Below are 14,006 nucleotides of genomic sequence, written 5' to 3'. Positions count from 1 at the left end.
GGATGGCCGCCTCGGCTCAGCTCGTCAGGGAGCTCCGGGACCGTACCGGGGCCGGTGTGATGGACTGCAAGGCCGCGCTGGAGCAGACCAAGGGAAATCTCGAGTCGGCCGTGGAGCTGCTCCGGAAAAAGGGGCTGGCCGACGCGGCCAAGCGGGCGCATCGCGAAGCCCGCGAGGGCGCGGTGGGCGCCTACATCCACCCCGGGGCCCGGCTGGGCGTGCTGGTGGAAGTCGACTGCGAAACCGACTTCGTGGCCCGCACCGAGAGCTTCCAGGAGCTGGTCAAGGATCTGGCGATGCAAGTGGCGGCGGCCAACCCCGCCTACGTCTCTCGCGAGGACGTCCCCGCCACGGTGATCGACAAGGAGCGCGAGATCTACCGCGGCCAGATGGCCGACCAGAAGAAACCCGCCCAGGTGCTGGACAAGATCATCGAGGGCAAGCTGGAGAAGTTCTATACCGAGCAGTGCCTGCTGGAGCAGCCCTTCATCAAGGATGCCTCGGGCAAGACGAAGGTCAAGGACCTGGTCGCCGCTCTGAACGCCAAGACCGGCGAGCACATCGTGGTGAGGCGGTTCGCCCGCTTCCAGGTCGGCGAGGGACAGTGACCGTGACGGCGGAGGCCGGCACCCCGCGTCCGGCGTACCGCCGCATCGTCCTCAAGCTGTCCGGGGAAGCGCTGGCCGGCACGCAGGGCTACGGCATCGACCCCGCCGTGCTGGAGCGGATCGCGCGGGAGACCCGCGAGGTGACCGCGCTGGGTGTCCAGGTGGCCATCGTGATCGGGGGCGGCAACATCTTCCGGGGCGTCGCCGCCAGCGTGAACGGGATGGACCGGGCGACCGCCGACTACATGGGGATGCTGGCCACGGTGATCAACGCGCTGGCCTTGCAGGACGCCCTGGAGAAGGTCGGGCTCCAGACGCGGGTGCTGTCGGCGATCGAGATGCGGGCGGTGGCCGAGCCCTATATCCGCCGGCGGGCCATCCGCCACCTGGAGAAGGGGCGCGTCGTCATCTTCGCCGCGGGCACGGGCAACCCGTTCTTCACCACCGACACCGCCGGCGCGCTGCGGGCTATCGAGATCGGCGCCGACGCCATCATCAAGGCCACCAAAGTCGACGGGATCTACTCGGCCGATCCCAAGCAGGACCGCAGCGCCGAGCGGCTGGCTCGCACGACATATCAGGACGTGCTCAATCGACGGCTGCAGGTGATGGACTCCACCGCGATTTCCCTGTGCATGGAGAACGCCTTGCCCATCATCGTGTTCGATCTCACTCGTTCGGGGAATATCAAGCGGATCGTGCTGGGAGAGGCCGTGGGATCGATCGTGTCGGCGTGAGCCACGCGTGGGAGGGGAGGCATGCAAGCGCTGCTGAAGGACATCGAGAGCCGGATGAATGGGACGCTGGAGACGCTGACCCGGGAGTTCGCCGCCGTGCGGACGGGCCGCGCCTCGACCGCGCTGCTGGAGAGCGTCCGCGTGGACTACTACGGCACGCCGACCCCGGTGACCCAGACCGCCTCGGTGTCCGTGCCCGACGCCCGGACCCTCGTCATCCAGCCGTGGGAGTCGGCTCAGCTCCCGGCCATCGAGAAGGCGATCATGAAGTCGGACCTCGGCTTGACACCGATCAATGATGGCAAGGTGATCCGGCTCAATCTGCCGCCCCTGACCGAAGAACGGCGCAAGCAGCTGGCCAAGACCGTGCACAAGATCGCCGAAGACGCCCGAATCGCGGTGCGCAACATCCGGCGCGAGGCCAACGACAAGCTCAAGGCCATGGCCAAGGACAAGAAGGTATCGGAGGACGAGGAGCGGCGAGGCCACGATCAGATCCAGAAGATCACCGACAAGTTCATCGCCAGGGTGGACGAGCTCCTGAAGAAAAAGGAGCAGGAAATCCTGGCGTTCTAATACGATGAATTTCCATGGCGCTGCGCACACGTAGCGAGCGGCCGCGGGTCGAACAGCCGTCCCTCACCGAGCACGAGTGGCTGGAGCTCGCCCGGAGCCGGCCGGTTCCCGAGCACGTGGCCGTCATCATGGACGGCAACGGGCGCTGGGCGACTGCCCGCGGGCTGCCCCGGGTCGCCGGTCATCACAAGGGGGTGGAAACGGCGCGGGCCATCGTGCGCGCGGCCGGGCAGCTCGGACTGCGGTACCTGACCCTCTATGCGTTCTCCACCGAGAACTGGAGCCGGCCCGAGGACGAGGTCACCACGTTGATGAAGCTCCTGGAAGACTCGATGTCCCGGGAGTTGCGCGAGCTGATGGAGCGCAACGTCCGGCTCAGCGTGATCGGCCGTCCGACCGGCGTTCCGGCCGCGGTGCGGCGGGGGATCGAGCGTGTGGTGGAGGCCACCCGCGGGAACACCGGCCTGCACCTCATCATGGCCTTCAATTACGGCGGCCGGGACGAGCTGGTGGACGCCTTCCGCGCCCTGGCCCGTCGAGTGGCCGCCGGCGAGCTGGCGGCCGGGTCGATCACCGAGGAGCACGTGAGCGGCGCGCTCTACACGGCCGGTATCCCGGATCCCGATCTGCTCATCCGCACCAGCGGGGAGCTGCGCATCTCGAATTTCCTGCTCTGGCAGATCGCCTACACCGAGCTGTGGGTGACGCCCACGCTGTGGCCCGACTTCCAGGCGATCGACCTCTACCGTGCGGTGGCCGATTTCCAGGGGCGTACCCGCCGGTTCGGTGGGGTGTGACGTGGGCGCCGCCGCGATGACGCTGAGCCGCCACTCGCTCCCTGCCGATGTGGTGAAGCGCGTGGCCAGCGCTGTCGTCTTCATCCCGGTTTTCGTGTGGATGGTCACCCGGGGTCCGCAGTGGCTCTTCGTGGCCTTCGTGGCCGCGGTGGCCGGCACCGCGGCGTGGGAGCTGGCCCGCATGTTCGCGCACGCCGGGATGCCGACCTATGCCCGGCTCGGCCCGGCCGCCGCCGTCTTCGTGACGATCAGCTTCGCCCTTCCCGACGTGGATCCCCCGGCGGCCATGATCGCGCTCACGCTGGCGGTGGCGATCGTGTTCGCAGCTTCGCTGCGCACAGGGGGGACGCCGTCGGTCGACTCCGTGCTGACGACCCTGCCGGGCATCCTGTACGTGGGCTGGTTCCTGGGCCATGCCGTCCTGCTCTACCGCCTGGCCGACGGCGGGCCGCTCATCCTCTTGCTCGTCGGCCTCACCTGGCTGGGAGAGTCGGCGGCATACTTCGTGGGCTCCACGATGGGCCGCCACAAACTCGCCCCGGTCATCAGTCCCAACAAGACGGTCGAAGGCGCCGTCGCCCAGGCGGTCGCCTCGCTCCTCGGCGCCCTCGTCCTGAGCGTGTGGTTGCTGCCGGGGTGGAGCCCGGCGCAGACACTGGGAGCCGGCTTGCTGCTGGGCGTGGTCGGGCAGGTGGGCGATTTGATCGAGTCCGTGATCAAGCGGAGCGTCGGCGTCAAGGACACCGGCCATCTCATTCCCGGCCACGGGGGGCTGCTGGACCGCGTGGACGGCCTGCTCCTCAATACCCCAGCGCTCTACTACTACGCGGTGCTGGGAGCGCTGGCGTGAAGCGGATCACCGTGCTCGGTGCCACCGGCTCGATCGGGCTGCGCACGCTGGAGCTGGTCTCGAGCTTTCCCGACGAGTTCGCCGTGGCCGGGCTGGCCGCGCGGGGATCGAACGTCGAGGGCATCGCCGACCTCTGTCGCAAGTACGCCCCGGCCGCGGTCGCCCTCCTCGACCCCACGGCCGTCGACCGGCTCGCCCGCCTCCTGCCGGCGCCGCGTCCGGAGCTGCTCGCCGGGCCGGAGGGCCTGGTGACCCTGGCCCGTCAGGTGCCGGCCGACGTCCTGCTCTCCGCGCTCGTGGGAGGGGCGGGGCTGCTACCCACCATGGCCGCCATCGAAGCGGGCCGGACGGTGGCCCTGGCCAACAAGGAGACGCTGGTCATGGCCGGGGACCTCATGACGGCGGCCGCCCGCCGCCACCGGGTGCCGCTGCTTCCGGTCGACTCCGAACACAGCGCGATCTTCCAGTGCCTCATCGGGCACAATAAGAGCGATGTCCACCGGGTGATGCTGACGGCGTCCGGGGGGCCCTTCCGCGAGTTGCCCCGGGAGCAATTCGCCCACGTGACGGTGGAGGACGCCCTCCGGCACCCGACGTGGAAGATGGGACCGAAGATCACGATCGACTCGGCGACCCTGATGAACAAGGGATTGGAGATCATCGAAGCGCGCTGGCTGTTCGACGTGGAGCCACACCAGGTGCAGGTGCTCGTGCATCCCCAGTCGATCGTGCACTCGATGGTGGAGTACATCGACGGCTCGGTGATCGCCCAGCTCGGCGTGGCCGACATGGGCGTGCCGATCCTCTACGCGCTGACGTACCCCGAACGGCGCCCCGCCCCGGCGGCCCGCCTGGATCTCAGCCGGGTCGGCGCGCTCACGTTCTTCGAGCCGGACGCCGAGCGGTTTCCCTGTCTGAGGCTGGCCCGGGCTGCTCTGGACCGGGGCGGCGCCGCCCCGGTGGTGCTCAACGCGGCCAACGAGGTGGCGGTCGCGGCGTTCCTGGACCGGAAGATTCCCTTTGTCGCCATCTCCGAGTTGATCGAGCGAGCCCTGGCGGCGTATCCGGCCAGCCCGCTCCAGGGGATCGAAGACTGCGTGGCGATCGACGCCGACGTCCGGCGGCGGACGGAGGCGTTCGTCCACGAGATTGGCGGGAGGCGGTAAATCGGCGTGACCACAATCATCTCGTTCATCGTCGTTATCGGCGTGCTGATCCTGATTCACGAGCTGGGCCACTTCATTGTCGCGCGCTGGGTGGGCGTAGGGGTGGAGCGATTCTCGATCGGCTTTGGTCCCGTCCTCTTGCGCTGGCGCGGCAAGGAGACGGAGTACTGCCTGAGCGCGATCCCGATGGGCGGCTACGTCAAGATGATGGGAGAGGAGAATCCGCTCGAGGGCGGTGCCGGGCTGGCCTACGATCCCGCCAAGGCCTTCGCGCTCAAGCCCCTGTGGGCGCGGTTCCTCATCGTGTTCGCGGGTCCGGGCATGAATTTCGTGCTGGCCGCCGTGATCTTCATCGTGGCGCTAGGCACGATCGGTCGTCCCGTCTGGCCCCCGGTGGTGGGGCGGGTGGGCGAAGGAACGCCGGCCGCCGAGGCTGGACTCCGGACCGGCGACGTCATCGAGGCCGTGGACGGCCGGCCCGTCAGGTACTGGGAAGACGTGGAGCGGGCCATCTCACGCTCCGGCGGTCGGCCGCTGGCCCTGCGCGTCAGTCGGGACGGTCTGGTCCTGACGGTCACCCCGCAGCGCACGACCGTGCGCGATCCCATCTTCCGCGAGGAACAGAGCATGTGGGACATCGGGGCCGGCCCCCGGCTCATCCCGCACATCGGGGTGGTGAATCCCGGCTCGCCGGCCGAGCGGGCGGGATTCAAGCCCGGCGATCAGGTGGTGGCGGTGGAGGGGCAGCCGGTGTACACGCCCGAAGAGCTCATGCAGGCGATCCAGAAGCGGCCGGGCAAGAGCTTCGAGGTGACCGTCCGGCGCAACAACCAGGCCGTCCGGCTCGAGGTGACGGCGAGTCCCGTGCGCGACAAGGGGCCGCTCGGCGAGGAGATCGAGGTCGGTCGCATCGGCGTCAGCATCGTCACCAGGGCGGTGAGCTACGCCTCGTACTCTCCGCCCGTGGCCGTGTGGTACGGCCTGGTCCGGACCTGGGACATGACCGTGCTGACCGTAAAGGGGTTCTGGAAGATCGTCAGCGGGCAGATCCCGCTGTCGAACCTGGGCGGGCCCGTGCAGATCGCCTCCGAGACCGGGCGCCAGGCCCAGGAGGGAGCGGCGCCGCTGGCGATCTTCACCGCGGTCATCAGCGTGAACCTGGCGGTGCTGAACCTGTTGCCGGTCCCCATGCTGGACGGCGGCCATCTCTTCTTCTTCCTCATCGAGGCCGTCCTGGGCCGGCCCCTGTCCGTGCGCAAACGCGAGCTGGCCCAGCAGGTCGGCTTCGTGCTCTTGATGCTGATCATGGTTCTCGCGCTCTACAATGACCTCGTCAGGATCGACGCGTTTCGACTGTTCAGATAAGGTCAGGACACGATGATGAAACGGCGCCCCACGCGACAGATTCGGCTGGGCGGGCTCACGGTCGGAGGCGACGCCCCCATCACCGTGCAGTCCATGACCAAGACCGATACCCGCGACGTCCAGGCCACGCTGCTCGAGATCTGGTCGCTGGAGGCGGCGGGCTGTGACATCGTCCGCTGCGCGGTGCCGGTTCGAGAGGCCGCCGAAAGGCTCGGCGAGATCAAGCGGCAGATCCGGATTCCGCTGGTGGCCGACATCCACTTCAACTACAAGCTGGCCCTGCTCGCCCTCGAGCAGGGCGTGGACGGCCTGCGCCTGAACCCCGGCAACATCGGGGGCAAGGCCTTCGTGCAGGAGGTGATCAACACCGCCAAGGAGCGGAGGATCCCCATCCGCATCGGGGTCAATGCCGGCTCGCTGGAGAAGGATCTGCTCGCCAAATACGGCGGCCCCACGGCCCAGGGCATGGTGGAGTCCGCGCTGCGGCACATCCGCATCCTGGAGGACTTGAACTACCCCGAGATGAAGATCTCACTGAAGGCCTCCGACCCGTCGATGATGATCGAGGCCTACCGGATGCTGGCCGGCCAGGTCGACTACCCGTTCCATCTGGGGGTGACCGAGGCAGGCACCCCCGGGGTGGGCACCATCAAGTCGGCGGTGGGACTGGGCGCCCTGCTGAGCGAAGGCATCGGCGACACCATCCGCGTCTCGCTGTCGGCCGACCCCACCGAGGAGGTTCGCGTAGGTATCGACATCTTGAAATCGCTGGGCCTGCGCAAGGGCGGCCTCACCTTCGTGGCCTGTCCCTCCTGCGGGCGCGCCGACGTGGACCTGGTCCGCTTGGCCCGCGAGGTGGAGAACGAGTTCAAAGGTCTCAACGAAGAGATCCACATCGCCGTGATGGGCTGCGAGGTCAACGGTCCCGGGGAGGCCCGGGCGGCCGACATCGGCGTCGCCGGCGGCCGCGGCATCGGGCTCATCTTCCGCAACGGCGAGGTGATCCGGAAGGTGCCGGAACAGGAGATCGTCCAGGCCATGCGCGAGGAGGTCGACCGCTTCCTGACCGACCGGCGCGCGGCCAGCGCCCCCGGCGCGGACAAGCGCTGATGGGCCAATATCGCACCCACGTCTTCGTGTGCACCAGCGGCGATACCTGTCCCACGCAGGGCGACGTCGAGCGGTTCGTCAGCTACCTTCGCGGCGAAGCGGTCAAGGCCGGTCTCAAGAGCGAGGTGCGCATCAACAAGGCCGGTTGCTTCTCGCAGTGCGGCCACGGGCCGATGCTGGTCGTCTACCCCGACGACGTCTGGTACGCGGGCGTCCAGGCCTCCGATCTCGAGGAGATCTTCCGCTCTCACATCGTGGGTGGCGTCCCCGTGGACCGGCTGCGCTACGACCCCGGCGTCAAGGGACCCAACAAGAAGCCCGGCGCTCACTGAGTCCGCGGATTCGATGCGCCTGAGCCGCTCGCTCGTGGCCACGTTGCGGGAGGACCCCGCCGAGGCCGAGGCGGTGAGCCACAAGCTGATGTTGCGGGCCGGCCTGGCTCGCCAGCTCGCCGCAGGCATCTTCGTGTACCTGCCCTTGGGCCAGCGCGTGATCGACAAGATCACCGCCATCATCCGCGAAGAGATGAACGCCATCGGCGGGCAGGAGATCACCATGCCCGTCCTGCACCCGGCGGAGATCTGGAAACAGTCGGGCCGCTGGGAGGGCATCCCCGAGATGTTCAAGCTCAAGGACCGGCACGGCCGGGAGCTCTGCCTGGGGATGACGCACGAAGAGGTCATCGCCTGGCTGGCCGCGCGGGAGATCCGGTCCTACCGGGACCTGCCCCAGATCTGGTACCAGATCCAGACCAAGGAGCGCGACGAGGCACGGCCGCGCTCGGGCGTGTTGCGTACCCGCGAATTCCTCATGAAGGATTCCTACACCCTGGATCCCGATCTGGCCTCGCTCGACCGCTCGTACACCGCGCACGAGCAGGCCTACGTACGGATCTTCACGCGCTGCGGCTTGCGGTTCCACGTGGTGCAGTCCGACACAGGGATGATGGGCGGCCACAGCGCGCACGAGTTCATGGCCCCCAGCGCGGCGGGCGAGGACGAGATCGCCATGTGCGGGCGGTGCGGCTACGCCGCCAACGTCGAGCTGGCTCGTGCCGTCGCGCCGGTCCCGACGTTCGCCGACGACCCGCGGGAGGAGGTGGCCACCCCCGGGGCCCGAACCATCGCCGAGGTCGCAGCCTATCTGAAGGTCGACCCCCGGCTCACCATCAAGTCGCTGCTCTACGTGGCGCCCCGGGCGGGGCCCGTGCTGGTCCTCCTCCGTGGCGATCACAACCTGCACGAGCGCAAGCTCATGCGGGCCGTGGGCGAAGAGTGTCGTCCCGCGCATCCCGATGAGGTCCGCCAGCACCTGGGGGCTCCCGTGGGGTCGGTGGGGCCGCTCGGGGTCGCCGTCCCCGTCGTGGCCGACGAGGCGCTACGCCAGGGGGTGTACGTGGTGGGCGCGAATCGCGAGGGCTTCCACGTCCGCGGGGTGCGGCCCGGTCACGATTTCCCCTGCCGCTTCGCCGACCTTCACACGGCGGTGGCGGGCGAGGGATGCCCGCAGTGCGGAGCCCCCCTGGCCATCGAGCGCGTGATCGAGGTCGGCAACATCTTCAAGCTGGGGACGAAGTTCTCCGAAGCCCTCGGCGCCACCTACCTCGACGAGTCGGGCCAACAGCGTCCCGTGGTGATGGGCAGCTACGGCATCGGCCCGGCCCGCATCGCGGCGGCCGCCATCGAGCAGCTGGCCGACAGCGACGGGATCGTCTGGCCGCCCGCCATCGCTCCCTTCCAGGTCCACATCGTGGCGGTCAACGTCCGCGAGGGGAGGCAGGCCCGCGCCGCTGACGAGATCTACGCCGAGTGCTGGCGGCAGGGGATCGAGGCCGTTCTCGACGACCGGGACGAGCGCCCGGGCGTAAAATTCAAGGACGCCGACCTGTTGGGCGTGCCCCTTCGGGTCACCGTGGGAAACGCCTTCGTCAAAGAGGGAGTCGTCGAATTGCGCGAGCGGCGGACCCGCCGGCAGACGCGGGTCGGGCGGGGAGAGGTGATGGCGGCGATCGCGGCCAGCGAGGCATTTCGGCAACCCTGAGCTTGCCTCCCCGGGAGGCACGTGCTAAAGTCTTGAAAAACTGGGCCCAGCCCAGTTTTTTATTTCACGGGGAGCGGTGGAGGAAGGCGAGCGGAGCGCGCGGATCGAGCAGGTGATCGAGCCGGTGCTGCGGGATCACGGGGTGGAGCTGGTGGACCTGGAGTGGCGGGCTCGGGCCCCCCGGTCCGTCCTGCGCGTCTTCGTCGACAAACCCGGGGGCGTCGGCATCGGGGATTGCGAGCGGCTGAGTCGCGAGGTCGGCGACCTGCTCGAGGTGGCGGGGGTGATCGAGGGATCGTACGATCTCGAAGTGTCGTCGCCGGGCCTCGACCGGCTGCTCAGAAGCGAGCGGGAGTACCAGTGGGCGCGTGGCCGGCGTGTTCGCTGCTGGCTGCGCGACGGGCGCGAGGTGCGTGGTCGCCTGATCGAGGTTGCGGCCGAGGGGCTGGTGCTCGACCAGGACGGTCAGCGAGTGGAGGTCCCCCGGGCCGGCGTGACCAAGGCGCGCCTGGATGCCGAGGTGCCGTGGCCCCGGCGGGGATGAGGTGGGATGAACCGCGAATTGTTGATGGTCATTGAACAGCTCGGACGCGAGAAGGGGATCGATCCGGAGGTCCTCTTCGAGGCGCTGGAGTCCGCCCTGCTGTCGGCTTCGCGGAAGACGCTGGGGGCGGCCGAGAACGTCCGCATGGAGATCGACCGCAAGACGGGCGCCCTCCGGGTCTTCGGGCGGAAAAAGGTCGTCGAGGTGGTCGGCGATCCCAAGCTGGAGATCGCGCTGGCCGAAGCCAAAGCCCTCAACCCGGAAGCCGAGCTGGACGACGAGCTCGAGCAGGAGCTGCCGCCCCAGGAGTTCGGCCGCATCGCCGCCCAGACGGCGAAGCAGGTGATCTTGCAGCGGGTCCGGGATGCCGAGCGGGAGCGCATCTACAAGGAGTTCGAGGGCAAGGAAGGGCAGATCCTGCGCGGCCTCATCCACCGCATCGAGAAGCGCAACGTGATCCTCGAGATCGGCAAAGCCGAGGCCATCCTGCCCGAGCGGGAGCAGATCCCCGGCGAGCGGTACAATCCGAGCGACCGCGTGCGGGCGTACGTGCTGGAGGTGCGGCGGACCATCAAGGGGCCCCAGATCACGCTCTCGCGGACTCACCCGGGGTTCCTCGTTCGGCTGTTCGAGACGGAGATCCCGGAGATCCAGGAAGGCATCGTCGTCGTCAAGGCGGCCTCCCGGGAGCCGGGCGAGCGAGCCAAAGTGGCGGTCGCCTCGACCAAGCGCGACGTCGACCCGATCGGCGCCTGTGTCGGCCTGCGGGGCACCCGCATCCAGGTGATCAGCCGGGAGCTGCGAGGCGAGAAGATCGACATCATCGAGTGGTCCCACGACCCCGCCACCTTCGTGGCCCGGGCGCTGTCTCCGGCCAAGGTGTCGTCGGTGACGATCAGCGAGGAGTCCGACGCCGACGGCCAACCCTCGGCCTTCGTCGTCGTGCCCGACAACCAGCTGTCCCTGGCGATCGGCAAGAAAGGCCAGAACGCCCGCCTGGCGGCCAAGCTCACCGGCATGCGGATCGACATCAAGAGCGAGTCCGAGCTGGAGACCCAGCGGGCCGAGCCCGAGGACGCCGCGAACGGCGCCGCGCTAGCCGAGTTGACCGGTGGAGACGACGAGACCGTAGAGGCGCTGCTCACGGCCGGCCTCGGCTCTCCCCGGGCCATCGTGCGGGCGGGGCGTGAACGTCTGGCCGGCATCCCCGCGGTGGCTGACCGTGCCGAGGCGATCTATGCGGCGGCGGCGAAATGGCTGACTGCCCACACCCAGGCCGACACCGGCACCCCTGAAGGCCGCGGCCCGGAGGACGCGATCTCCGCGTGAGGCCGAAGGCATGGCGCACGAGCAGCGGGGTCCGTGGCGGACGTGTATCGGGTGCCGGAAGGTGAGGCTCAAGGCTGAGCTGATGCGGTTGGTACGGCGACCGGACGGGGCCGTGGTGCGGGATGCCACCGGCCTCGGCCGAGGCGCCTATGTCTGTCCGGACACCGAGTGCCTGGAGCGAGCCACCCAGCCGGGACGGCTCAGCCACGCATTCAGGCAACCCAGTGTGCCGGGGCCGGAGCTGGCAAGCGGCGGCCGGCGGGATCCGAAACCACTCCGGGGGAGGTGAGGGAGCTTTGGCGGCAACGAAGATCAAAGTCATCGATCTGGCGAAGGAGCTCGGGGTGACGAGCAAAGACATCATGCTGGCGGCCGAGGAGATGGGCCGCAAAGGTGTCCGGGCCATGACCCCCCTCGATGCCACCCTCGCTCACGAGCTCCGCGTCAAGCTGGGCAAGGGCCGTGAGATCCCGGAGGAGGCTCGTCCCAAGCGTCCCGCTCGCGTCCGCGCCACCGCGCCCGAGGGGGCGGAGGGCGAAGCGCCGAAGAAGACGGCTCGCGTCCGCAAACCGAAGGCCGAAGTGCCGGGCGAGGTGCCCTCCGAGCCCGTGGAGCTGAAGCCGGCGGCGACGATCGTCAAGCCCAAGCCGAGCGAGAAGCCGGCCGAAGCCGTTCCGGAGATGCCGGAGCCCGTCGCGCCGGTCGCCGAGACCGTCGAGGTGAAGCCGGCCCCGCCGGCGCCCGAGCCGCCGCCACCGTCCGTGAAGCCGCTCGTGACCGCACCGCCGCCTCCGCCCCGACCGGCCGCGCCGCCGAAGCCCGAGCCGAAGATCGTTCCCTTCCGTCCGCTCGAGCGGCCGGCGCCGGCACCGCCTCCGCCCGGGCGTCCGGCCCCGCGTCAGCCGGCCACCCCGTTCGCACCGCCGCGTGTCGTCCAGGCCCCGCCCCGGCCGGCGCCGCCGCCGCGAGAGCCGCGTCGCGAGCCGCCGCGTGAGGTCGTGCCGCCCGCGGCCAGCGCCGCACCCTCGATTGTGGCGCCGCCGCCGGCCGCGCCGGTCGACGTCCCGCCGGCCCGGGTCAGCGTCCCGGCTCCGCCGCCGCAGCCCGTGGTCGAAGTCAAACGCGAGCTCGTCCGCGTACCCGAATCCGTGACGGTGGCGGAGCTGGCCGAGAAGATGAGGCGCAAATCGGGCGAAGTGATCAAGACCCTGCTCGAGCTGGGTGTCATGCGGATGGTCAATGACCTGCTGGATCCCACCGAGGCCAAGCTCGTGGCCGACAGGTTGGGCTTCGACCTGGAGATCCGCTCGGTCGAAGGCGACGTCCTCGACGAGGACGAGGTCGATCCGAGCCAGCTCAGCTTGCGACCGCCGGTGGTCACCGTGATGGGACACGTCGATCACGGCAAGACCTCCCTGCTGGACTACGTCCGCAAGACGAAGATCGCCGAAAAGGAGTTCGGCGGTATCACCCAGCACATCGGCGCCTATCAGGTGATGACCTCGCACGGCAAGGTGACGTTCCTGGACACTCCCGGCCACGAGGCCTTCACCGCGATGCGGGCCCGGGGGGCCCAGGCGACGGACATCGTGATCCTGGTGGTGGCCGCCGACGACGGGGTGATGCCTCAGACCGTCGAGGCCCTCAACCACGCCCGGGCCGCGAATGTCCCGATCATCGTAGCCGTGAACAAGATCGACCGGCCGGAAGCCGACCCCGAGCGGGTCAAGCGCGAGCTGGCCAACCACGGGCTCGTGCCGGAAGAGTGGGGCGGCCAGACGATCTTCGTACCGACCTCGGCCAAGAAGGGTACCGGGGTCGACCAGCTGCTGGAGATGACTGCCCTGCAGGCCGAGATCCTCGAGCTCAAGGCTGCCCCCAATCGGGCGGCCAAGGGCGTGATCATCGAAGGCCGGCTGGATCGCGGCCGTGGTCCCGTGGCCACCGTCCTGGTGCAGACCGGAACGTTGCGGGAAGGCGATGCGGTGGTAGTGGGCGCCCATGCCGGACGGATCCGCGCCCTCATCGACCCGGCCGGCCGCAAGGTGAAGTCGGCGGGGCCGTCGGACCCGGTGGAGCTGCTCGGCCTCGGAGGTGTCCCCGCCGCCGGCGACGTGCTGGTGGCGGTCTCCGATGAGCGCAAGGCCCGGCAGATCGCCCAGATGCGGGCTGAGCGGGAACGCGCCAAGATCAAGGCGGCCACGCGGGTCACGCTGGAGAGTCTGCACAAGCAGATCGTCAGTGGGGAGGTCAAGGAGCTGCGGCTGGTGCTCAAGGCCGACGTGCAGGGCTCGGTGGAAGCGCTGGGGGAGGCCCTGGAGCGGCTGAGCACCGACGAGGTCAAGCTCAAAGTCATCCACGCCTCGGTGGGCGCGATCAACGAGAGCGACGTCATGCTGGCCTCGGCCTCCAACGCCATCGTGATCGGGTTCAACATCAAAGCGGATCCCAAAGCCCAGAGCCAGGCCCAGGCCAACGGCGTCGATCTCCGCCACTACAACATCATCTACGACGTCATCAATGACCTGAAGGCCGCGCTGGCCGGACTGCTGGCACCCGAGATCCGGGAGACGGTGCTGGGCCGGGCCCAGGCCCGGCAGATCTTCGTCATTTCCAAACTCGGCCCCATCGCCGGCAGTTACGTCCAGGAAGGCAAGATCCTGCGCGGCGCCCGGGTGCGTGTCCGGCGCGGCGACAGCGTGGTCGGCGAGGGGACCGTGACCTCGCTCAAGCGATTCAAGGAAGACGTCCGCGAGGTGCTGGCCGGGTTGGAGTGCGGAATCGGCGTCGATGCGGTGAAGGGGCTCCAGCCGGGCGATATCCTCGAGGTCTTCAGCACCGAGGAAGTCGCGCGCACGCTGTAGCGCCGGGATGGGCGAAGCGT

General features: G+C 69.1%; 14 protein-coding genes. All 14 read left to right on the top strand.

Going from position 1 to position 14,006, the window contains the following annotated elements:
- Positions 1–2: 2 nt before the first annotated feature.
- The 14 genes from tsf (at position 3) to infB (ending at position 13,986) form a co-directional block, all read left to right on the top strand.
- Positions 3–608, top strand: a complete 606-nt coding sequence (gene tsf, locus VFR64_15765; GenBank protein HET9491197.1) for a translation elongation factor Ts — start codon at positions 3–5, stop codon at positions 606–608.
- 2 nt (positions 609–610) lie between these two features.
- On the top strand, positions 611–1,345 hold the full coding sequence (gene pyrH, locus VFR64_15760; GenBank protein ID HET9491196.1) for a UMP kinase: 735 nt from the start codon (positions 611–613) through the stop codon (positions 1,343–1,345).
- A 21-nt stretch (positions 1,346–1,366) separates the two neighbouring features.
- On the top strand, positions 1,367–1,921 hold the full coding sequence (gene frr, locus VFR64_15755) for a ribosome recycling factor (protein ID HET9491195.1): 555 nt from the start codon (positions 1,367–1,369) through the stop codon (positions 1,919–1,921).
- A 14-nt stretch (positions 1,922–1,935) separates the two neighbouring features.
- A complete protein-coding gene (locus tag VFR64_15750; GenBank protein HET9491194.1) occupies positions 1,936–2,718 on the top strand; it encodes an isoprenyl transferase in 783 nt (260 codons plus the stop codon).
- Positions 2,719–2,734: 16 nt separating this feature from the next.
- On the top strand, positions 2,735–3,568 hold the full coding sequence (locus tag VFR64_15745; GenBank protein ID HET9491193.1) for a phosphatidate cytidylyltransferase: 834 nt from the start codon (positions 2,735–2,737) through the stop codon (positions 3,566–3,568).
- The gene (gene dxr, locus VFR64_15740) at positions 3,565–4,734 is read left to right on the top strand and encodes a 1-deoxy-D-xylulose-5-phosphate reductoisomerase (protein ID HET9491192.1); all 1,170 of its coding nucleotides are present in this window, start codon (positions 3,565–3,567) and stop codon (positions 4,732–4,734) included. The genes VFR64_15745 and dxr overlap by 4 nt, the downstream gene beginning before the upstream one ends.
- A gap of 6 nt (positions 4,735–4,740) precedes the next feature.
- Complete coding sequence (gene rseP / locus VFR64_15735) at positions 4,741–6,099, top strand: RIP metalloprotease RseP (protein ID HET9491191.1); 1,359 nt, start codon at positions 4,741–4,743, stop codon at positions 6,097–6,099.
- 15 nt (positions 6,100–6,114) lie between these two features.
- Complete coding sequence (ispG, locus tag VFR64_15730) at positions 6,115–7,209, top strand: flavodoxin-dependent (E)-4-hydroxy-3-methylbut-2-enyl-diphosphate synthase (GenBank protein HET9491190.1); 1,095 nt, start codon at positions 6,115–6,117, stop codon at positions 7,207–7,209.
- Positions 7,209–7,541: a (2Fe-2S) ferredoxin domain-containing protein gene (locus tag VFR64_15725; GenBank protein ID HET9491189.1), complete on the top strand. Its 333-nt coding sequence runs from the start codon at positions 7,209–7,211 to the stop codon at positions 7,539–7,541. Before ispG ends, VFR64_15725 begins: the two co-directional genes overlap by 1 nt.
- A gap of 13 nt (positions 7,542–7,554) precedes the next feature.
- The gene (locus VFR64_15720) at positions 7,555–9,249 is read left to right on the top strand and encodes a proline--tRNA ligase (protein ID HET9491188.1); all 1,695 of its coding nucleotides are present in this window, start codon (positions 7,555–7,557) and stop codon (positions 9,247–9,249) included.
- A gap of 76 nt (positions 9,250–9,325) precedes the next feature.
- Positions 9,326–9,793 (top strand): ribosome maturation factor RimP, encoded by a 468-nt coding sequence (locus tag VFR64_15715; protein ID HET9491187.1) that lies wholly within the window; start codon positions 9,326–9,328, stop codon positions 9,791–9,793.
- A gap of 6 nt (positions 9,794–9,799) precedes the next feature.
- Positions 9,800–11,122 carry a transcription termination factor NusA gene (nusA, locus tag VFR64_15710; protein ID HET9491186.1) on the top strand — a complete coding sequence of 441 codons (1,323 nt, stop codon included), beginning with the start codon at positions 9,800–9,802 and terminating at the stop codon, positions 11,120–11,122.
- A gap of 10 nt (positions 11,123–11,132) precedes the next feature.
- Positions 11,133–11,411: a YlxR family protein gene (locus VFR64_15705; GenBank protein HET9491185.1), complete on the top strand. Its 279-nt coding sequence runs from the start codon at positions 11,133–11,135 to the stop codon at positions 11,409–11,411.
- A gap of 7 nt (positions 11,412–11,418) precedes the next feature.
- The gene (gene infB / locus VFR64_15700) at positions 11,419–13,986 is read left to right on the top strand and encodes a translation initiation factor IF-2 (GenBank protein ID HET9491184.1); all 2,568 of its coding nucleotides are present in this window, start codon (positions 11,419–11,421) and stop codon (positions 13,984–13,986) included.
- Positions 13,987–14,006: the final 20 nt, after the last annotated feature.

The sequence above is a fragment of the Candidatus Methylomirabilota bacterium genome, assembly GCA_035709005.1.
Taxonomy (GTDB): domain Bacteria; phylum Methylomirabilota; class Methylomirabilia; order Rokubacteriales; family CSP1-6; genus 40CM-4-69-5.
The sequence above is the reverse complement of the archived record's forward strand: the minus strand, read 5'-3'. Positions and strand labels throughout refer to the sequence as shown.